Below are 19,622 nucleotides of genomic sequence, written 5' to 3'. Positions count from 1 at the left end.
TGGATCAGCTCCCCTTGCACCTCAGTGGCAATCCCACTTAGGCTGGGATCGCCGCCGCTTTTCTGGTTGCGATCCGTGAGCTCTCTGAGTTCTTTTGCCGACTCTGCCATCAGGGGGATGAAAAGTAGGCTCTTCCTCTTTCAGGATAGAGCAGGGATCCCTTGCAACTCGGCCAGCATGGCACGGGCGGTCTGGGTGGGATCCGCCGCCTCCATCAGGGCCCGCACCACGGCTACGCGACTGGCGCCTGCCCGCAGCACCTCCGGCAGGTTGTGGAGATCGATGCCGCCAATGGCAAACCAGGGCAGAGAGGCCTTCTCGGCAGCCAGGCGCACGTACTCCAGGCCCGCAGGCGGTTTTTCCGCCTTGGTGGGGGTAGCGTAGACAGGGCCGACGCCAATGTAATCCACGTCGCTGGCGAGGGCTTGGGCCAACTCTTCAGCGTTGGTGGTGGACAGGCCAATCAGGCGTTGGGATCCCAGCAGTTGTCGGGCTTGGGCAACTGGCAAATCCGTCTGGCCCAGGTGTACCCCATCCGCCTGGCTGACCAAGGCCAAGTCCACCCGGTCGTTGACAATCATCAACGCCTGGTAGCGGTCGCACAGTTGCCGCAGCTGTTTGAGATCCCAGAGCATCTCCCTGTCGGCCAGGTTCTTGCGGCGGTACTGGACCAAGGTCACCCCGCCCCGCAGCGCCTTTTCCACTACTTCCAGCCAGTGGGGCACCGGGCTGGTGACCAGGTAAAGACGGGCTGCCAACAGCCGTCGGCGCAGGGATCTGCCCAACAGCTCACTTTCAAGAACGTAGAGGTGGTAGCGCATGTCTTTGGCCAGCTTGGCCAGGCCAGGGGCCACCCACTGCTGGGATTCGGCCAGCTTGCCGTATTCTTCCAGCACCCGCAGCGCCTCCTGCACGCGGCTGCAATTGGCTTGCAACAGGTGGCTGAGATCCCGCCGCTCCTCCTCCTGGGGGTGGGAGAGCTGGGTGCCGGGGTCGGCAGGGGTGTCGCGGGCCAACCGCAGTGGGTTGCTGTGCCAACGGGCTAGGGCCTGGCGCATAGCTTTGCACTCGCTAGCCAGCTCGCCGTTCTCCAGGCCAAAGCGAAACCACTCCTCCAGTACCCGGAGCCCTTCGCGAGCGCGGTCAAGGTTGGCATCGAGAATCCGGGCAACGGCTTGTGGTTTCATGTCCCCTGCGCGTGGGAGTTTTAATCCTTACTCTAAACTGGAATAGTCTCTCCGGCACCTGGGCTAGCCCTTGTCCGAAGAGGAGGCAGGCTGTTGCCAAAGGGCGTTGAGGAAAGCCTGCTGGGGCGTGTGTCCCCAGGCAAACTCACGGGGGCCGATCCCTTCCGGCAGGTAGGCCCAAGCGTAGCGCTCACAGGCAGGAAAGTAGCGGATCTCCCACCAGGGCTGGCCGGCGGCCACATCCTTCACCGCCCGCCAAAAAGGTCCCCGCTGACGGCTAAGACGGCTCTCGACGAAGTAGGGCCCTTCCAGGCGCAAGGCTTCCACCGCTGCAATAAACTCGGCTCGCTGTCGCTCATTTCGGATCATCGCCCCGGCTTTCTCTCTCAGATTGGCCCTATTTTAATTCGGTAGGCTTTGGTAGGCTCGTTTAGTCTGGCTGGAGACGACAACCTCCCCCAGCAATGAACTCCCAAAATCTGGCGCGGGTGCTGTGCCTGAGCAATGGCCACGGAGAAGATGAGGTGGCTAGCCGCATTGCCTCAGCCCTCACCCAACGAGGGATCCCAGTGCAGGCCCTGCCGATTGTGGGGGAAGGGGTGGCGTATCGACGGCGAGGGATCCCGCTGCTGCCCCTGACCCAGGTAATGCCTTCGGGGGGATTTATCTACCAGGATTGGCGGCAGCTGTGGCGGGATCTGCGCGCTGGCTTGCTGGGCCTGACGAGGCAGCAACTGGCTCTGGTGCGCTGCCTAGCCAAGCAGGTGGAGCTAGTGCTAGCCGTGGGAGACATTGTGCCCCTGGCCATGGCGTGGTGGAGCGGGATCCCCTACGTTTTCGTGGGTACGGCCAAGTCGGACTACTACTGGCGGGATGAGCGGGGGCCCTACCGCCGCCCTTGGCTGGGCCAGCCGGCTTCCGACTACTTGCCCTGGGAGCGCTGGCTGATGGCCCACAGGCGCTGCCTGGGTTCTTTTTTGCGGGATGAGCTGACGGCAGCTGGCCTACAGCAACGGGGCCTGAGAGCCTTCTACCTGGGCAACCCGATGATGGACGACCTAGAGCCGCGGGGGGAATTGCCTTTGGATCCCAGCCGGCCTGCGGTGCTGTTGCTGCCGGGATCCCGTCCTCCGGAAGCCTACCGCAACTGGGCCTTGATGATGCAGGTGGTAGAGCAACTGCCGCCGGAAATCCAAGTCTATGCAGCCCTCAGCCCCAACCTGGAGCGGGATCCCCTTCAGAAGAAGATCCCGTCGCGGCGCCGCGACCTGCTGCTGGTGTGGGGAGATTTCGGCACCTGTGCCCACCGAGCTACGGCGGTGTTGGCCATGGCGGGGACGGCCACGGAACAATGCGTCGGCCTAGGAAAGCCAGTGGTTACCCTGCCGGGAGAGGGGCCACAATTTACCCCGCGCTTTGCCGAAGCCCAAAGCCGCCTTCTGGGATCCGCCGTCCACCTCACTTCTCCCCAGCAGGCCCCTGCCGTGCTCCGCCAAATTCTGGATCGCCTAGCCAGGGATCCCGATTACGCCGCCCAACTGCGGGCCCACGGGCAACGGCGCATGGGATCCCCTGGGGCCACCCAGCGCATTGCCGACCAGATCGCAGCCCTGCTTGCCGGTCCCCGGGACTAATCTGTGGCGGTTCCCCAACTGCTGCCGCACCCTTGCCCCTTTGCCTACGCTGGAGAAGGGGATCCCTTGGGTAGGTAGCCGGTTCTGCCTACTTGGAGGGCATTTTGGAGCAGCTAGAGATGACCTGGGACTTAGGGCGATTTTGGAACACCCTCACCTACTACGAGGTGCTACCCTTTGCCAGCTTCTGGCGCTGGCTTCAGAATGGCTTTCAAAGCCTAGAAGTTCCCTTTACGCCTTCTTCTCTGACGCCAGCCACTTCCCTTCCTCTGGTTCTTTTGGGCGATGGCCTGCCCGAGGGTTTGACAGAGGCGTTGCGCCAGCAAGGGGCGGAGGTGGGGCAGAGCCAGGACTGTGCGACAGCCAGGGTGATCTTAGGGCTGGGAGCGCCAGAGGTGGCCAGGGCCCACCTGGAACGGCTGCGCCGCAGCGGCCAAACGGAACAGATACTCTTTGACTTCCGCCAGCCCAACCCCCAGTTAAACCAGTTCTGGGGCATCTTGGACGATGTGGTAATGGGTGGGGTGAGCCAGAGCCAACTGCTCTGGGGAGAGGGCGAGCTGCTGTTTACGGGCCAGGTTTCCACGGCCAACTTCGGCGGCTTTGTTTCCACGCGCACGCGCAATTGGCAGCCTCCCTTGGACGCCTCAGGGTTTGCTGGCCTGGAGCTGCGGCTGCGGGGCGATGGACAGCGCTACAAGGTTTTGCTCAGGGATCAAGGCGGCTGGGACAGCCCAGCCTACGCCTACGCCTTCGACACCACCCCCGAGGAGGAGCAGACCGTCCAGGTTCCCTTTGCCGAGATGGTGCCCACCTTTCGCGCCCGCCGGGTTGCCGCTCCCCCCTTGAATACCCGCCAGATCTATTCGCTGCAGCTAATGCTGAGCAAGTTTGAAGCCGACGGCAGCCCTAACCCTCGTTTTCGGCCTGGGCCCTTCCAGCTGGGCCTGCGCTGGATTGGGCTTTACCGCGGTGACCCCCTGCCGCAACTGATTGGGGTGGCCCAGGGATCCCTGTCGCCCGCGTGGGTGACAGCCCTGCAGGAGAGCTCCAGCCGCTGGTGTGGGGTGGAAATTCCCGCCGGGATCGAGGGATCTACCTTAGCCGCTCACCTGCTGCGCCTTTTGCGCTCGCCCGAAAGTGTGGGCCGGGTGGTGCCTTTAGAAGCTTTCCCCGGCTAAGCTTTGACCCGCTGCCGGGGATCCCTTTGGGCTGCTGACAAGGCCCGTCAGGCTGGGCGCTCTGGGCAGAGGTGGAGAGCTCTAGGCGCACTGGTTGGGATCCAAGGGTTGGCCCCTATGGGCTGCGCTCGTTTGTACCCTATCTTTGAGATCCGCTGCGGGTTCCTGGCAAGCACGGCGTAGGTGCCCGATTGCCTGGTAACCTGGGATCCCAGCCTGTAGCAGCCCCTTTTGGCTGTTGAAGAATATGGGCCAGTATGTGCTGCGTATTAGCGACCTTCCCCTTCGGGACCGCCCGCGCGAGCGACTGCTCAGCCAAGGGGCCAAAAGCCTCTCCCACGCCGAGCTGCTGGCCATTTTGCTCAACACAGGCCAGGGGCCGGGCAAGCTCTCTGCCTTGGGCCTAGCCCAATTGCTCCTCAAAAAACTGGAAGCGCAAGGAGATCCCCTTGCCCAGTTGCGCCAGGTGGAGGCCGGGGAGCTGCTTCAAATTGAGGGCATCGGCCCGGCCAAGGCGGCAACGGTGCTGGCAGCCATTGAGCTGGGGCGGCGGATCTTTTTGGCCCGACCACCTGAGCTGACGGTGATTGAATCGCCAGAACAGGCGGCCATGGCCCTGAGCGCTGACCTGATGTGGGAGGCCCAAGAGCACTTTGCCGTCCTGCACCTGGATATCAAGCACCGCCTCATCGGCCAGCAGATCGTAACGCGGGGAACCGCCACGGAAACCCTCACCCACCCCCGGGAAACCTTCCGCAGCGCCATCAAGCAGGGAGCTAGCCGCATCCTGGTGGCCCACAACCACCCCTCTGGCAGCTTGGATCCCAGCCCCGAGGATCTGGCTCTCACGCGGCAACTGCTGCAGGCGGGACAACTGCTGCAGATCCCCGTTTTGGATCACCTCATCCTGGGCGGTGGTCAGTTCCTCAGCCTGCGCCAACACACCAACCTCTGGCAGGAGTTTCCCCAGCCAGAATAAACCCCCACCCCCCTGACCTACTCTCCCTGGGGAGAGGAACTATCGGTCTCCAAAAGCGGCTCAAAGCGCATGCCCACCCTGAGCTGGCCGCCGTTGACCAGATCCCAGGCCGATTGTTCTTTTCTGCCAGGCAGCTGGGCCCGTCGGATTAGGAGGGATCCCTCGCCGGTAGCCACGTACACCCCTTCTCCCTTGGCCAGTCCCACGACTTCTCCAGGGCTGCCCTGGGGAAGAGGATTAGGTGGCGGGTGCAACTGAGGAGAGGCGGAGCGGACAATCTTAATCCGCTGCCCCTGCAAGCCGGTAAAGCAGTTGGGGGAAAAGGCGCGGATTTGATTGTGCAAAGCCTGTGCCGAGCGCCGCCAATCGAGCTGGAAGTCCTGTTTTTTGAGCAGGGGGGCGTAGGTGGCCCGCGAGTCATCCTGAGGAATGGGGGTCAGCTCTCCTTTTTCCAACTTCAGCAGCGTCTCCACCAACAGACTTGCCCCCAGTTGGGCCAGTTGGGAGGTCAGCTCCAAGCCGGTCTGCTCCGGCCCGATGGGCAGCTTGGCCTGCAGCAAGATGGCTCCTGTATCTAGGCCCTCGTCCATGAGCATGGTGGTGACCCCAGTCTCGGTCTCGCCGTTGGCAATGGCCCACTGGATGGGGGCAGCGCCGCGGTAGGCCGGCAGGAGGGAGGCGTGGACATTGACGCAGCCCAGCCGGGGCATCTGCAGCACCGCCGGTGGCAGGATTTGGCCATAGGCCACCACCACAAACACATCGGCAGCCAGCGCCGCCAGCGCCGCCAGCACCTCTGCATCCCGCCGCAAACGGACAGGTTGCCACACGGGGATCCCCTGGGCTTGGGCAAGGACCTTTGTGGGCGGAGGAAGCACCCTTTGTCCTCGTCCCTGGGGCCGATCCGGCTGGCAGACCAATCCTACTACTTCAAAAGGAGACGGCGGCTGCAGGAGAGCCTGGAGCGAAGGTAGGGCAAACTCCGGCGTGCCAAAGAAGACAACCCGCATGGCCGACCCCCTAAGCCCTGCCCTTTAGTCTAGAGCGGCAGGGGAAAGCCGAGGGGGCTCGCCATCGGCAGCGTCGGCTGCTGGAGAAGGAAAGGGAGAAAGCCTGGCTGGGGGAGCCTGCCAAAAGGCGGGCTGTTTGAGATCGAATTCCTGGCTCCAGCTTGGAAAGAAAGAGCTTAGCTTTTGCCCAGAAAGCCGCAGCCGTTGCACAAAGGTCAATTCTAAGCGCGTTAGAACCCGCCGCACAAAATCCTTGGCCCAGGCCGGATCCGGCGCCTCTGCAGCCTGCAAGTTAATCTGCAGCCAGCCCAGCTTGGGATGCAGGTGAACCCGAGCGCGGATTCCTTCTGGGTGGAGCAAGTAGTTGAGCACCTCCTGGAGGGCCTCTTCATCCCCCTGCCGGGCACGGTACAAGGGGCTGTTGGGGTTGGGCGGCGGCTGGTAGCGCCACTCGCGGTGCCATTCCGGGATCCCTTCGTTGGAAGGAAAGCCGAACAGCTCCACCTGGCGCTGCCGGTAGCTCAGCGCCATTTCCTCTAGGGTTGGCAGGAGGCTCTCCAGCAGCCAATCCGGATCCGGAAGGGGCTCCCCTTCTAAACGCAGCAACAGGCGGTGGCCGGAAAGACGCGCCTGGACTTGGAGAGAGCTCAACCCTAGGGCACTCAGGGCTGCCTGCAGGCGCGCCACCCTCTCCGACAGAGGAGGCTGGGGAGAAGCTGCAGAAGAAGTAGCCACTGGTGGAGATCCCTGGGTAGCTTCGGATCCAACCTAGCTCAGCGCCTAGAGTTGCTGAAAACCACTAGAGGGTTTGAGCAGGCTGAGGTTTAAGTCCCTGCCCCGCCTGCACGCAAACTTGCCCTTGTCGATCAAACAACGTTACCGCCAACGCTAGGGATCGGCCGGCGTACTTTTGCACATAGGCTGTTGCCCGCTCGCAGATTCGGCAAGCCAGGGCCTGTAGCACCGGCTCTGCCCAACCCAGGCTTTCCAGGTACTGCACTGCTGCTTCCACCGTTCCCAGCTCCAACAGCCGTCGCGCCTGCTCGGCTGCTCCCCCACAGCGGATCAAGGCTGCCACCAGAATCTCCAGGCGGGCATCGGCTACATGGCTGGAGGTGGTGAAGATGCCGCCTGCTAGCTTGATGAGTTTGCCGTGGTAGCCAATCAAGTGAACGGCCTCCGCCCCCCGCAGCGCCGCCTCCACCAGCAGCGGCCCTACCCAATTGGCTACCCGCAGGATTTGCTCTGCCGGGATCCCTTGCCGCAGGGCTACCTGTTGCCCGTGGCTGCCTAGGCAAAAGGCCAGCTGCCTGTGCTGCTCGAGCTTCTGTTGCAGCTCTTGCCGGGCTTGCTCCAGACTTTCGGCACTGGCAGAAGGCTCCACCTCCGCCCGTGTTCCCACCAGCGCTAGCCCCTCCAGCACCCCGAAAGCAGCATTGGAGGTGCGTTCTGCCAGCAGCTTGCCTTCCGGCAAAATGATGCGCACCCGCAGGCGATAACCCTCCGGGATCCCTGCCAAAAGGTTGACCTCAAACAGATGCCGGGCGTAGGCAGAGATGGCTGGGCTGCCGTCAGCGTGTCGCCCCAGCCCCTCGCCCGCTTCTAGAAGCAAAGGGGGGGCGGTGGGATCTCTTTCCTCCAGAGCCACCCACCCCCAGACCGGCGTGTTGCGGGTGAGATCCAGGTGAGGGCCGGGATCCGAGCGGGTGATGGCTAAAGCGGTGTTCTCCGACAACGTGGCCACCTGCTCCACCGGGATCCTGACCGATCCCACCTCAGGCTCCACCTGCACTGCCACGACGGGACAACCACCCTCCTGGGGCAAGGGAATCTTGAGGAGGTGATGAAAGGCTGCCTTGGCAGCAGCCACTGCAAACACGGGCAAGGTGTAACCTCGCTGAGGGGAGGAGGGGAGGGAATCCTGCATTTTTTGTTCAATCGTTAAATGATCTGGGCGAAGGGAGGGAGGGATAGAAACCTGTCTCTTTCAATGGGAGTAAAGAGTTAAGAGCGGGGCAGCTATGAGCGAAACCTTGCAGCACTATTTTGAGCGTCTGGAGGGGCAAATTCAGGAGCTAAAAGCTGCCATTGAACGGCTGCCAGAGCAGGTGGCCGCTGCCCTGCTGGCGTGGCAAGAGGCCAAAAAAGCTGTGCCCGCCTCCTCCTGCTATAGCACCCTAAACGCCGACTTGGTTGGAGATGGGAGCCATAACTTTTTGCTGGAGGAGGATCCGCCTGTAGTCGGCAACCGCCAGCCGACCTATGATCTTGCCCCTGAGGCTCAGATCCAGCGCTTGAGCGCGCAGCTAACTGCTGCTTACAACCGCATTGCCGCCCTGGAGGAGCAGCTCTTGGCCCAGCGCCTGCGCAAATAACCTAGCGAGGTTTCAGGGCAGGAGCGGCAAGGGGATTAGCTCTGCGTTGCACATCCTGCATCTGGAAGCCATGCTTGCGCAGCTCCTGATCCAGCAGCAGTTCGTTTTCCACGTAATCAACAAACAGCACACCGTTGAGATGATCGATTTCGTGTTGGATGACTCGCGCTAGCAAGTCATCGGCTTGGATTGTGCGGGGCCGTCCGCTTTCGTCCTTAAACGACACCACCACTCCCTGGGCGCGTAGAACCTCACAGAAGACGCCTGGAATGCTTAGGCAACCCTCCTGAGCAGCCACCGTTTCGCCAAGGTACTCGCGGATCTCCGGATTAATCAGTACCAGCGGCGGCACTTCTGGCTTGTCGGGATAGATGTCCACCACAATCAAGCGCTTGGGAACGCCCACCTGTGGCGCTGCCAGACCAATGCCATCAGCGCTGTACATGGTCTGCAGCATATCGCGCGCCAATTGGCGGATCTCGTCGTTGACTTGGCTAATCCGCTTGGCCGGTTGCCGCAGCACCTTGTCCCCCATGCGATAGATGCGCAGCGGTGGGTTTTTGAGTTTAACTTTGGGGACAGAAAGCGTGGCCACCATCGGGCAGGTCTCTTAACAAAACAAACATCAGCTTGTCTAGCTGGTCCCCTCATTCTACACTTGCTCAAACCCCGGGGACGCCTGGAAGTTAGGCCTGAGGACTCACGACTGCTCAGGGCTGTTCGGGGATCCCTGGGCCTTCTGGTCAAGGGCTTGCTTGAAGCCCAAGGCCACCAAAATGTTGGAGAGAGTGAGAAAAGCCTCTGCCCCTCCATGGAGGGGATCCACATTGGCTAAAGAAGTGCCGTAGTGCTTCTGGGCATACAACCCTGCTGGGATGCTGACGGCAACAAAAAGCAGCAGCAGCCAAAAGCCCGCCACCGCCAAGCGCGGGATCCGGCGCAGCCGCGACAGGAAGAACAAAAAGAGCAAGTAGGGAAACAGAGAGAGAGCAAACAAGCTGTTCATTGCTTAGCTGGGATCTCGTTCCTCCGCCTGCTCGGCTCGCCAAATGCGGTAGGCTGCCCACGCCAGCGTACAGTTGCCCAGCAGGGTAAACCCAGCCTGAGCAGTCACCAGCCCCTCCAAGTTGGGGTCGTTGTCAAACCAGTGCCAGGTAATGGCACACATGGCTCCCACCAGCGCCGGCAGCATCGCCCAGCTCAGGCTTCGCCATTCGGGGCGCCCCGTTCGCTCCCCAAACTGCCACACCCAAACGATGGCCGCCAGCCACTCCAAGACGCTGGCCACGTGAATCCACCAGGTGGGAAATGAAAGGGCATGCATACACCCCTAGGCGTTGAGGAACTGGCGCAGCAACTGGCGATAGGTGGCCTCCTGCAGCAGCATTTGCTTGTGCAGCTTGACCAGGATGTCCTTAGCTTGCTCGGGACTCATGCGAGCCACCAGCATCTCAAAAGCCCGCTGGCGAAATTCTTGTTCCAAAGAAAGACCTGGCGTTTCCTCCATTATCGTCACCTCGAGAGGCTTGGGGGTAGGTCAGAGACTTGCTTTGGGCTATTCCAAACCTGCCCCTGACGCGCGACGCAGTCAGGATAACACATATCTTAACAATCTCCCTTAACAAGCTGCAATAAGATGCCAAGTCCTGGTAGCTAGGTGGGGGAGGGAGATCTCAACGAAGTAGCAGAAAAAGTCCAGTTCTACAGATTTGACGAGGGCGCATTTCGGATAGGGAGATGCGAAGCTTTTTGAGCAGGGATCCCTTTACGTCTTGTTATTTTGGGCAAGCGAGCAAGGCGTCATGGTAGAAGTGAAGTACCTTGAGCTGGGGCTGCTGCTCCTCCTGACCTGTGCCTTGCCTTGCTTACATTGCTATGACCATTTTTGTGGGAAACCTAAACTATAAAGCTTCAACTGAAGAGCTCAAAGCCTTCTTCCAGCAGCGGTGGAACGTTAAGTCGGTTACGATCCCGAGAGACCGAGAAACCGGCCAGACAAGGGGTTTTGCATTTGTGGAGTTGGCCACCAAGGCGGAGGAAGAAGAAGCCATTAACGTTGCCAACGGTCAGGAATTTATGGGTCGGCCCTTGCGGCTAGAGTGGGCCCGGCCGCGCCGAGAAACTTAGCTTAGGCAGGGATCCCAGGCTGGGCCTGGAATTTAGAGAAGGGCGGCTGAGATGGTGAGGCTGTTGCATTTTTCCGATGTCCATTTGGGCAGTGGTCTAGCCTACGGCTCCATCAACCCGGCCACGGGACTGAACACCCGCTTGGAGGATTTTGTGGCTTCCTTGCAGCGGTGCATTGACCTTGCCCTCGAGCTAGCTGTGGACTTAGTTCTGTTTGGGGGAGATGCCTTTCCCGATGCGACGCCGCCCCCTCGGCACCAAGAACTCTTTGCCCAGCAGTTTCGCCGGTTGGCTGATGCCGGCATCCCGACCGTTCTCTTGGTGGGTAACCACGACCAATACGGACAGGGCCAGGAGGGCAACAGCCTAGCCATCTACCGGGCCTTAGGGGTGGCGGGGTTTGTCGTCGGGGATCGGCTGCAGACCCATTGGATTGAAACTCGCAGCGGCCCAGTCCAGGTGACCACCCTGCCTTGGCTAAACCGCTCCACCCTACTGGCCCGCCAAGAGGGCTTGGGCCTTGACCCTGAAGGGCTGACCCAGAAGCTGCTACAGCGCTTGGATCTGGCGCTGGAAGGGGAGGCCCGCAGGTTACGGCCCGGGATCCCGGCAATTTTACTAGCCCATGTAATGGTAGATACAGCCCGCCACGGGGCCGAGCGGCATCTTTCGGTAGGCAAAGGCCTGACGGTGCCCCTCTGGTTGCTGGCGCGGCCAGCTTACCAGTACGTAGCTTTGGGGCATGTGCACTGCCACCAGGTGCTCTGTCGGGATCCCTTGGTGATCTATCCCGGCAGCATCGAGCGGGTGGACTTCGGGGAGGAAAAAGAGGAAAAAGGTTGCGTAGTGGCAGAGGTTACGGCCACAGGAGCAAGCTACGAATTTTTGCCCTTGCCCGCCCGCGCCTTTCACACCATCCGCCTCGATCTCACCCCCTATCCCCCCCAAGAAGTGCAAGCCAAACTCCTGGAGGCCATTGCCAAGGCCCCTGTAGCCGGCTCCATCCTACGCCTCATCTACCGCCTTCGCCCCGACCAGCTCGATGGCATTGACGAGCGGGCTCTGCACCAAGCCCTTGCCCCTGCCTTCAGCTACACCATTGCCCCAGAAGTGGTCAGCCCTGGCCGCATCCGCTTGCCGGGCTTGGATCCCAGACATCTAGAGCCCCTGACGGCTCTGGAGCAGTATCTAGCTGACCGCAGCGATCTGGCCCCTTTGCGCAACGAGTTGCTGGCGGCTGCCCGTCAGTTGCTGGCGGAAGCAGCAGATCCCTTGCCGGAAGGGAATGCCAACGAGGAGGAGGTGGATCCTCCAAGCCCCGCCGACTGGGAAGAGCAGCAATTGCCCTTGTTCTAGGGCTCTGCCTCCATTGCTTTGACCTTTGTCGGTCAGAGGTGGGGAGCAGGGCCGCTTCTAAAGAACCTTTGCCGCGTGATCCGGATCACTTCGGGAGGGGGGGAAACGGCAGAGACTGGAACTGGGTTGAAGTCGTTGGCAACGACGCTCTCAGCTCACTTCCAGGGAACTAACCTAGGCTGGCAGATCTCACCCTGCCAGTCTTTCCTTTTGTAGAGCTGGGGAGCCGTGGAAAGCAAGGGATCCCTGCAGTTATCATGTCACTGCCAGGCTCTGTCTCGACTTGGAAAGAAGCTGGAGGTGGAGTGGATTTGTCTCGGGAAAAGAAGGAGCAAAGGGCATGGAAAGCGTACTAAGGTCTCTAGTGATCGGGGCAATTGCCGGTTGGCTGGCAGGGTCTATCCAGCGCGGCTACGGTTTTGGCCTGATTGGTAACATCATTGTCGGCATTTGCGGAGCAGTTGTGGGAGAATACCTTTTCAACTTGCTCGGCTTATGGGCTACAGGTCTGCTGGGGAAATTGTTGATGGCAACCGTTGGCGCTTTGGTTTTGTTGGCGTTGGTCAACTTTCTTCGCCGGGCTTGAGAGTACGTTGCCAGCGGGCAGGGATAGCTGGCGTGACCCTGCTTTCTTTGGTTGGCTGTGGATCAAACCCGTGTCTGGTTCAGATTGCCGGGTAAGGAGCACCTCTGCTCAGGCCGGAAGCTGTCATTAGAAAAAGGGGGCCATAGAGCCCACCCCTTCCGTGACCTACTCCCGGCGCTGAGTACAGCGCAGGGCTCAGCTACCCCCACCACCCCCACGAGCTAAAGCTGGGATGGCAGAGGGGCAGCTAGCGGTGCAGGTAAGTGTAGGCCCGCAGGTTGTCTTCAAAGTGCTGCTGCAGCGCCCTAGCCTGCTCTAGAGTGATCTGCCCCCTTTGTAGAGCGGCTTCAGTGGCGTGGTGCAGGGCTTCCACCAGGTCTTCGCTGGTGTATTGCACCCAGCTCAGCACCTCAGCAATCGTGTCTCCCTTGATCACTTGGGAGACGTGATAGCCGCCAGGACGGGTGCGGACATGCACCGCGTTGGTGTCGCCAAAGAGGTTGTGCAGATCCCCCAGGATCTCCTGGTAGGCACCTCCCAAGAACACCCCCAGCAGGTAGGGCTGCCCGTCGGGATCATGCAGCGGCAAGACCGAGGTGATTTGGCCGTCTTCGCCAAAGAAGCGGTTGATCTTGCCGTCGCTGTCGCAGGTTAGATCCGCCAAGGTAGCCCATTGGCGCGGCTCCTCGTCCAGACGGTGGATGGGCATGATGGGAAAGACCTGGCCGATGGCCCAGCTATCCGGCAGGGACTGGAACAGGGAGAAATTGCCGTAGTAGATGCTGGCCAGCATCTCGTCCAGCTCCAGGAGATCTACAGCCACGGGCTGTCCTGCCTGGTACTGCTCGTAGGCCAAGGTACAGATCTTGTCGGAGCAGTTCCAAAACAGCCGCTCCACCTCGGCCCGCTCCTGCAAGCTGAGGGATCCCTCGATGAACTGGCGCAGGGCAGCTTCTTTTAGCTCCTGGCAGCGGCGATAATCGGCCACTAGGGTATCGGGCCGGATCTCGTAGTAAAGCTGGTTTAGCTTCTGGATCACCTCTGCATTGGAGGTGAGGTGGGTAGGCATGGGGTAGGGGCTAGCCACATTGACATCCTGCACGTCAAAGACCAACACCGACTGGTGGGACATCAAGGCCCGCCCGCTTTCGGTAACCAGCACCGGTGGCCGGATCCCGTGCGGCTGCAGAGTGGTCAGCACTGTCTGCACCACGGTGGCGGCGTAGTCCTCGACGCTATAGCTCTGGGAGAAATGACTGGCGGACTGGGATCCGTCGTAGTCAACCCCTAAGCCGCCGCCGATATCCAGGTAGCCCATCGGCGCCCCCAGCTTGACGAGTTCAATGTAGATCTGGCTGGCCTCCCGCACAGCCCGCCCGTGCACACTCGCCATCGAGATCTGCGAGCCGATGTGGTAGTGCAACAGGCGCAGACAGTGCAGCTTGCCGACTTCCCGCAGCCGTTCCACCACCTGCAAAATCTCCGTCGCTGTAAGGCCAAACTTGGCCCGATCCCCGGCCGAGGTGCCCCAGCGCCCGCTGCCTTGGGTAGAAAGCTTGGCCCGCACCCCCAGCATGGGATCAATGCCCAGGTGCTCGGCAGCCTGCAGCACCAGCTCCAGCTCCTGCAGCCGCTCCAGGACGATGATGGGCGTGCGCCCCAGCCGCTGGGCCAAGAGGGCCGTTTCCATAAAGTCGCGGTCTTTGTAGCCATTGCAGATGAGCAAAGCCCCGGGAGTGTCCAGTAGAGCTAGGGCGATCAACAGCTCCGGCTTCGATCCCGCTTCCAGGCCAAAATGGTAGGCGCGACCGTGCTTCACCACCTCTTCCACCAGGTGGCGCTGCTGGTTCACCTTGACCGGGTAAACCCCCCGATAGACATTGGGGTAGCCAAAGCGCTCAATGGCCTGCTGAAAGCTCTGGCAAAGCTGCCGCATGCGGTCGGCCACAATCTCGGGAAAGCGAATTAACAACGGCAACTGCAAACCCCGCGCCACCAGATCCTTCACCAGGTGGTACAGGTCAATGCCCGGTTCCTGCTGCTGTAGGCCCTGTGGGGTTACCTCCACATGACCAGCGGCGTTGATACGGAAGTAGGGCTCCCCCCAGTAGCAGATGCGATAGAGCTTTTCGCTGTCTCGCAGTGTCCAGGGAGAACGAGTCAAAGTCGGCATAGCAGTCCCCCAGATACCGAGATGTGAACAGCGCAGGATTTCCGCACAGAATCCACAATATATTGCTCTATTTCAGAAGGCGTCAAGATTTTTCTCAAGCAGGGACGCTGTGCCGGAAACCGCCTAAGCCTTGCCAGATAAGGCTTTGGGCTTGAGAGCTCCTTGAAAAAGGCTCTAGCGGCAAGCTCTCTCTTTCTCTTTCTTTTGCTGTTTTTCTTAGTCTTTCTCACTAATGCTCTTTTTTGCCTCGATGGATCCCCGCTGTAACCCTGCGGGGAAGGGCACGAACGCCTGGCTGCTCCTCAGCAAAGGGGTGATTGGCGACGTGAAGTTGGTCTGGGCCTGCAACTCTTGCGGTGGCGGCCCTGGATGAGTTTTTCTCCCCACCCCCGAAGCTTCGACTCCCCAACCCCGCAGGTACGGAGATCCGTAATAGGTCGGCTTTTCAACCCCCAGAAATGGGCGGCATTCTCGCCCTAGCGCTGCCAACCACCTGGTTAAGATCGGCTTAGGAAATGGCTAAGCCTTTGCCAGATTTTCGCAAGTTGGCTGCCCAAGCTACCCCACAAGCGGATGGGCTGGCGGCGGTAACCGAAGTCCTGTACACACAAAGAGGAGAAGAAGGAGCCGATGGGAAAAGTTGTAGGAATTGATCTGGGCACAACCAACTCGGTTGTCGCCGTAATGGAGGGGGGTGTCCCCACGGTTATTGCTAATGCCGAGGGGAGCCGCACCACACCCTCGGTAGTTGCCTTTACCAAGGATGGAGAGCGCCTCGTGGGTCAGATGGCCCGTCGCCAGGCAGTGCTCAACCCCGAGAACACCTTTTACTCCGTCAAGCGGTTTATCGGGCGCAAGTACGACGAGGTGGGCGCCGAGGCCAGGAGGGTTCCCTACCAGGTGCGGCGGGATGAGCGGGGCAATGTCAAGTTGTACTCACCCCGCATGAACAAGGAATTTGCCCCCGAGGAAATCTCGGCCATGGTGCTGCGCAAGCTGGTCGAAGACGCCAGCCGCTACCTGGGTCAACAGGTCACCCAAGCCGTTATTACCGTGCCTGCCTACTTTAATGACTCCCAGCGGCAGGCCACCAAAGATGCAGGCCGCATTGCCGGCTTGGAGGTGCTGCGCATCATCAACGAGCCGACCGCAGCTTCCTTGGCCTACGGCTTGGATAAGCGCACCAACGAGACCATCCTTGTCTTTGACCTGGGCGGTGGTACCTTCGACGTCTCCATTCTCGAGGTAGGAGATGGGGTCTTTGAGGTGAAAGCCACCAGCGGCGACACGCAACTGGGCGGCGACGACTTCGACAAGAAGATCGTCGACTGGATGGCCGAAGAGTTCAAGCGCATGGAAGGGATCGACCTGCGGCAAGACCGGCAGGCTCTGCAGCGGCTAACAGAAGCTGCTGAGAAAGCCAAGATTGAGCTGTCCAGCGTCTTGGAGACCACCATCAACCTGCCCTTCATCACTGCCACTGCCGACGGTCCGAAGCACCTGGAGCTGAAGCTCTCGCGCGCCCACTTTGAGCACCTCTGCGCCGACCTGCTAGAGCGCTGCAAAGGTCCGGTGGAGCAGGCCCTGCGGGATGCTAAGCTCACCAAGGCTGACATCAACGAAGTGGTGCTGGTGGGTGGTTCCACCCGCATTCCGGCGGTACAGCGGTTGGTGAGGGAACTGCTGGGCAAGGAGCCCAACCAAACCGTCAACCCCGACGAGGTGGTGGCTGTCGGCGCTGCCATCCAAGCCGCGGTGCTGGCGGGCGAGGTCAAAGACGTGCTGCTCTTGGATGTCACTCCCCTGTCGCTGGGGGTAGAAACCCTGGGCGGTATCGCCACCAAGCTGATCCCGCGCAACACCACCATTCCCACCCGCAAGTCGGAGATCTTCTCCACAGCGGAAGATGGGCAGACCTCGGTGGAAATCCACGTGGTTCAAGGGGAGCGGGAGTTGGCTCGCGACAACAAATCGCTGGGCCGCTTTAGGCTGGAAGGGATCCCACCCGCTCCTCGCGGTGTGCCCCAAATTGAGGTGACTTTTGATATCGACGCCAACGGCATCCTCAAGGTAACGGCTAGAGACAGAGGAAGCGGCAAGGAGCAAAGCATCTCCATCACTGGCGCCTCCACGCTCGATAGCAAAGAGGTGGAGCGGATGATTGCCGAAGCGGAAAAATACGCCGCCGAAGACCGCGCTCGCCGCGAGAAAATCGAGCGCCGCAACAAGGCCGACTCTCTGGCCTACCAGGCCGAGCGGCAGTTGAAGGAGCTGGGAGACAAGATCTCCTCCAGCAAGCGCAGCCAAATCGAAACCCTGGTGCGGGAGCTGCGGGAGGCCATCCAGCGCGATGACGACAGCGCCATCCAAAGCAAGGAGCGGGAGCTGCAGGAGGCTCTCTACGCCATGAGTAGCGAGCTCTATCAGCAAGCTGGCGCTTCCTCTAGCTCCACTGCTAGCGCAGGGAAGACTGCCGGCGGCAGCGATGACGTCATTGACGCCGATTTCACTGAGGCCAAGTAACCCCTGCGGGATCCCTCTAGGAAGGAGGGATCCGGCTTCTGGTGCCAGTTTCAACAGGAGGAGGGAGGGAATGGGCAAGGGTCACTAGCCCGCCTCCTTCCTTCTTCGGGGTTGGTAGCCCTCTGCCTGCGGATGCCTCCATGCAAAGCTTCAAGGACTACTACAAAATTCTGGGGGTTAGCAAGACAGCCACTGCTGAGGAGATCAAGCAGGCCTATCGTCGCTTGGCGCGGAAATACCACCCAGACGTCAACCCCAACGACAAAACTGCTGAGGAAAAGTTCAAAGACATCAACGAAGCCTACGAGGTTCTCTCCGATCCCAGCAAGCGCAGGCAGTACGACCAATTCAGCCAGTACCACCAGCAGGGTGGCTTTCGCTACCGGCGAGAGACCTACAGCAGCCCCTTTGGCGAAAGCTCCTTTGGCGAGGACTTTGGCTTGGGGGGAGGGGGCGTCGATTTCGACCAGTTTGAAGACTTTCAGGATTTTATCGATCAACTGCTAGGGCGAGTGCGCAGCTCTGGCAAAGACCGCAGCAGTCCTTCGGCCAATGCCAACTACGACGCGGAGGCCACCCTCCACCTTTCCATCTCGGAAGCGTTTGAGGGGGGAAAGCGCCGCCTGCGGGTGGGCGGGGATCGCGTGCTTGAGGTGAGCATCCCACCGGGAATCACGCCGGGCAAGCGGATTCGCCTGCGCGGCCAGGGCCACCCCAAACCCAACGGGGGTGCTGGCGATCTCTACCTCAAGATCGAGCTGAAGGAGCATCCCTTCTACCGCCTAGAGGGGTTTGACGTCTACTGCGACCTGCCGCTTAGTCCCAGCGAGGCGGTCTTAGGCGCCCAGGTGGAGGTGCCCACGCTAGACGGGCTGGTGAAGCTGCGCATCCCGCCAGGGACGCAACCAGGGCGGAAGCTGCGGTTGGCAGAGCGGGGCTTTCCCAAGGGCAACGGGGAGCGAGGCGACTTCTACGCGGTAGTTCAGATCTATTTGCCCACGCGGCTTTCGGAGGAGGAACGAGAGCTCTACGAAAAGCTGCAGCGCATCCAGTCCTACGATCCCCGCGCCGCTCTCAAGCTCTAGCTAGGCAGTTGCCTTGGCTAGCTCTGGAGTGGGCGGTTGGAGAGCCCGGTCCAAGAGCTCCATGGGGTGGTAGATGGGGATCCTGGCCTTGCCTTGCAGGCGCAGGTGCTTTTGGATTTGCAAGCGGCAGCCGATGTTGGCGGAAACGATCCCCTGGGCGCCGGTGTTGAGGAGGTTGGCCACCTTTTGGGATCCCAGCTCGTCCGCCACCTCGGGTTGCAGCAGGTTGTAGACGCCGGAGCTGCCACAGCAGAGGGCAGCATCGACGGGATCCCGCAGCTCCAGGCCCGGGATCTGCCGCAGCAGTTGGCGCGGCTCCTGGCTAAGGCGCTGCCCGTGTAGCATGTGACAGGCATCCTGATAGACCAGCACCAAGGGATCCGGCTGCAGCGGATGGAGAGGAGCGGTCAACCCCACCTGAGCAAGAAACTCCTGGATGTCCTTGACTTTGGCCGCAAACTGGGCTGCTTTCTCTTGGTAGTGGGGATCCTTACCCAGGATGTGGCCGTACTCCTTCAGCGTATGCCCGCAGCCAGAGGCAGTGATGAGAATGGCATCCAACTCGTAGCCAGCAAAAGCATCCACCATCTGGCGGGCCAGAGTTTTCGCCTGCTGCAATTGCCCTTGGTGGTGGGGCAAGGCTCCGCAACAGCCCTGGGCAGGTGGGATCACCACCTCACAGCCATTGTGGGTTAAGACGCGCATACTGGCCTCATTTACCTGGGGGGCAAACAGGCGCTGCACACAGCCAAGAATCAGCCCCACGCGAAAGCGGCGCTCGCCCACCGCCGGGATCCGCTCCGGATAGCGCTTGGGCAAAAGGTGCTCCACCTGCAAAGGGGGCAGCAGCGATTCCATGGCCGCCAGCCGCGGGGAGATTTTTTCCAGCCCCTTGCGGATCCAGGCGCCGATCCCCATCTTTTGGTAGAGCCAGAGGGGCCAGAGCAGCGGTCGCAGCCGCTCCGGATAGGGGAAGAGGAAAAAAATCAACTGGCGGTACAGTCGATCCCAGAGGTTGCGGCGGTAGTTGCGCTCAATCTGAGGTCGGGTAGCGGCAATCAGCCGGTCGTAGCGCACCCCCGAGGGGCAAGCCGTTACACAGGCCAAACAGCCCAGACAAGTGTCGAAGTGGGAAACCACTGCCGCTGAGAGAGAGATTTGGCCCTGATTGAGGGCGTCCATCTGGTAGATGCGGCCCCGAGGTGAGTCCATCTCCTTGCCGAGGACGCGATAGCTGGGGCAGGTGGTCAGGCAAAACCCACAATGCACACAGGCATCGATCAGCTTCGGATCCGGGGGATCCACCCCATCAAAACCCGGCCCTTGCGATAAACTCATTGGCTTCGACCTATCGCGCTCTCAGCTCTACATGGCCATGCAGGGAGACCATTGGCAGCTTGCGATCC

Annotated in this window: 20 protein-coding genes; 9 read left to right on the top strand and 11 right to left on the bottom strand. The window is 60.9% G+C overall.

The window, feature by feature from the left end; genetic code table 11:
* Nucleotides 1–140 precede the first annotated feature (140 nt).
* Nucleotides 141–1,187 (bottom strand): thiamine phosphate synthase, encoded by a 1,047-nt coding sequence (locus NW806_RS01360; protein ID WP_414405240.1) that lies wholly within the window; start codon nt 1,185–1,187, stop codon nt 141–143.
* Nucleotides 1,188–1,250: 63 nt separating this feature from the next.
* Nucleotides 1,251–1,556: a hypothetical protein gene (locus NW806_RS01355; RefSeq protein WP_414409735.1), complete on the bottom strand. Its 306-nt coding sequence runs from the start codon at nt 1,554–1,556 to the stop codon at nt 1,251–1,253.
* A gap of 95 nt (nt 1,557–1,651) precedes the next feature.
* On the opposite strand from NW806_RS01355, the gene NW806_RS01350 reads away from it, so the two are divergent.
* From NW806_RS01350 to radC, 3 genes are all read left to right on the top strand, one after another.
* Nucleotides 1,652–2,821, top strand: coding sequence for a lipid-A-disaccharide synthase-related protein (locus tag NW806_RS01350; protein WP_414409734.1), 1,170 nt, complete (start codon nt 1,652–1,654; stop codon nt 2,819–2,821).
* A 119-nt stretch (nt 2,822–2,940) separates the two neighbouring features.
* A complete protein-coding gene (locus NW806_RS01345; protein WP_414409733.1) occupies nt 2,941–4,002 on the top strand; it encodes a CIA30 family protein in 1,062 nt (353 codons plus the stop codon).
* 247 nt (nt 4,003–4,249) lie between these two features.
* Entirely contained in the window at nt 4,250–4,981 is a 732-nt protein-coding gene (gene radC / locus NW806_RS01340) for a RadC family protein (protein WP_414395154.1), read from the top strand.
* A gap of 17 nt (nt 4,982–4,998) precedes the next feature.
* Here radC and fmt read toward each other — a convergent pair whose 3' ends face one another.
* From fmt to cbiD, 3 genes are all read right to left on the bottom strand, one after another.
* On the bottom strand, nt 4,999–5,991 hold the full coding sequence (fmt, locus tag NW806_RS01335; protein WP_414409732.1) for a methionyl-tRNA formyltransferase: 993 nt from the start codon (nt 5,989–5,991) through the stop codon (nt 4,999–5,001).
* Between the two features lie 24 nt (nt 5,992–6,015).
* The gene (locus tag NW806_RS01330; RefSeq protein ID WP_414409731.1) at nt 6,016–6,726 is read right to left on the bottom strand and encodes a hypothetical protein; all 711 of its coding nucleotides are present in this window, start codon (nt 6,724–6,726) and stop codon (nt 6,016–6,018) included.
* Nucleotides 6,727–6,790: 64 nt separating this feature from the next.
* A complete protein-coding gene (cbiD, locus tag NW806_RS01325; RefSeq protein WP_414409730.1) occupies nt 6,791–7,918 on the bottom strand; it encodes a cobalt-precorrin-5B (C(1))-methyltransferase CbiD in 1,128 nt (375 codons plus the stop codon).
* Nucleotides 7,919–8,012: 94 nt separating this feature from the next.
* Here cbiD and NW806_RS01320 point away from each other — a divergent pair, with 94 nt between their 5' ends.
* On the top strand, nt 8,013–8,366 hold the full coding sequence (locus tag NW806_RS01320; protein WP_414409729.1) for a hypothetical protein: 354 nt from the start codon (nt 8,013–8,015) through the stop codon (nt 8,364–8,366).
* 1 nt (nt 8,367) lies between these two features.
* Here NW806_RS01320 and def read toward each other — a convergent pair whose 3' ends face one another.
* The 4 genes from def to NW806_RS01300 form a co-directional block, all read right to left on the bottom strand.
* The gene (gene def, locus NW806_RS01315; RefSeq protein WP_414409728.1) at nt 8,368–8,964 is read right to left on the bottom strand and encodes a peptide deformylase; all 597 of its coding nucleotides are present in this window, start codon (nt 8,962–8,964) and stop codon (nt 8,368–8,370) included.
* Nucleotides 8,965–9,066: 102 nt separating this feature from the next.
* Entirely contained in the window at nt 9,067–9,372 is a 306-nt protein-coding gene (locus tag NW806_RS01310; protein WP_414395000.1) for a DUF3593 domain-containing protein, read from the bottom strand.
* 3 nt (nt 9,373–9,375) lie between these two features.
* Entirely contained in the window at nt 9,376–9,690 is a 315-nt protein-coding gene (locus NW806_RS01305; RefSeq protein WP_414395001.1) for a DUF2499 domain-containing protein, read from the bottom strand.
* Nucleotides 9,691–9,696: 6 nt separating this feature from the next.
* On the bottom strand, nt 9,697–9,873 hold the full coding sequence (locus NW806_RS01300) for an NblA/ycf18 family protein (RefSeq protein WP_414395003.1): 177 nt from the start codon (nt 9,871–9,873) through the stop codon (nt 9,697–9,699).
* Nucleotides 9,874–10,241: 368 nt separating this feature from the next.
* On the opposite strand from NW806_RS01300, the gene NW806_RS01295 reads away from it, so the two are divergent.
* The 3 genes from NW806_RS01295 (at nt 10,242) to NW806_RS01285 (ending at nt 12,435) form a co-directional block, all read left to right on the top strand.
* Nucleotides 10,242–10,493, top strand: coding sequence for an RNA recognition motif domain-containing protein (locus tag NW806_RS01295; RefSeq protein WP_414395004.1), 252 nt, complete (start codon nt 10,242–10,244; stop codon nt 10,491–10,493).
* Nucleotides 10,494–10,544: 51 nt separating this feature from the next.
* Nucleotides 10,545–11,849: a metallophosphoesterase family protein gene (locus NW806_RS01290; protein ID WP_414409727.1), complete on the top strand. Its 1,305-nt coding sequence runs from the start codon at nt 10,545–10,547 to the stop codon at nt 11,847–11,849.
* A 340-nt stretch (nt 11,850–12,189) separates the two neighbouring features.
* Nucleotides 12,190–12,435 carry a GlsB/YeaQ/YmgE family stress response membrane protein gene (locus tag NW806_RS01285; protein ID WP_414395007.1) on the top strand — a complete coding sequence of 82 codons (246 nt, stop codon included), beginning with the start codon at nt 12,190–12,192 and terminating at the stop codon, nt 12,433–12,435.
* A 247-nt stretch (nt 12,436–12,682) separates the two neighbouring features.
* Here NW806_RS01285 and speA read toward each other — a convergent pair whose 3' ends face one another.
* Nucleotides 12,683–14,608 (bottom strand): biosynthetic arginine decarboxylase, encoded by a 1,926-nt coding sequence (speA, locus tag NW806_RS01280; RefSeq protein WP_414405228.1) that lies wholly within the window; start codon nt 14,606–14,608, stop codon nt 12,683–12,685.
* 630 nt (nt 14,609–15,238) lie between these two features.
* Here speA and dnaK point away from each other — a divergent pair.
* Both dnaK and NW806_RS01270 read left to right on the top strand, forming a co-directional pair.
* Nucleotides 15,239–17,131: a molecular chaperone DnaK gene (gene dnaK, locus NW806_RS01275; protein ID WP_414409726.1), complete on the top strand. Its 1,893-nt coding sequence runs from the start codon at nt 15,239–15,241 to the stop codon at nt 17,129–17,131.
* A gap of 140 nt (nt 17,132–17,271) precedes the next feature.
* Nucleotides 17,272–18,216, top strand: coding sequence for a DnaJ C-terminal domain-containing protein (locus NW806_RS01270; RefSeq protein WP_414395011.1), 945 nt, complete (start codon nt 17,272–17,274; stop codon nt 18,214–18,216).
* On the opposite strand, the gene NW806_RS01265 is transcribed toward NW806_RS01270, so the two are convergent.
* Entirely contained in the window at nt 18,217–19,554 is a 1,338-nt protein-coding gene (locus NW806_RS01265; protein WP_414409725.1) for a (Fe-S)-binding protein, read from the bottom strand.
* Between the last annotated feature and the right edge of the window lie 68 nt (nt 19,555–19,622).

It is taken from the genome of Synechococcus sp. W65.1, from assembly GCF_047461615.1.
In the GTDB taxonomy this organism is placed as follows: domain Bacteria; phylum Cyanobacteriota; class Cyanobacteriia; order Thermostichales; family Thermostichaceae; genus Thermostichus.
This window is presented reverse-complemented; position numbering and strand designations above follow the sequence as displayed.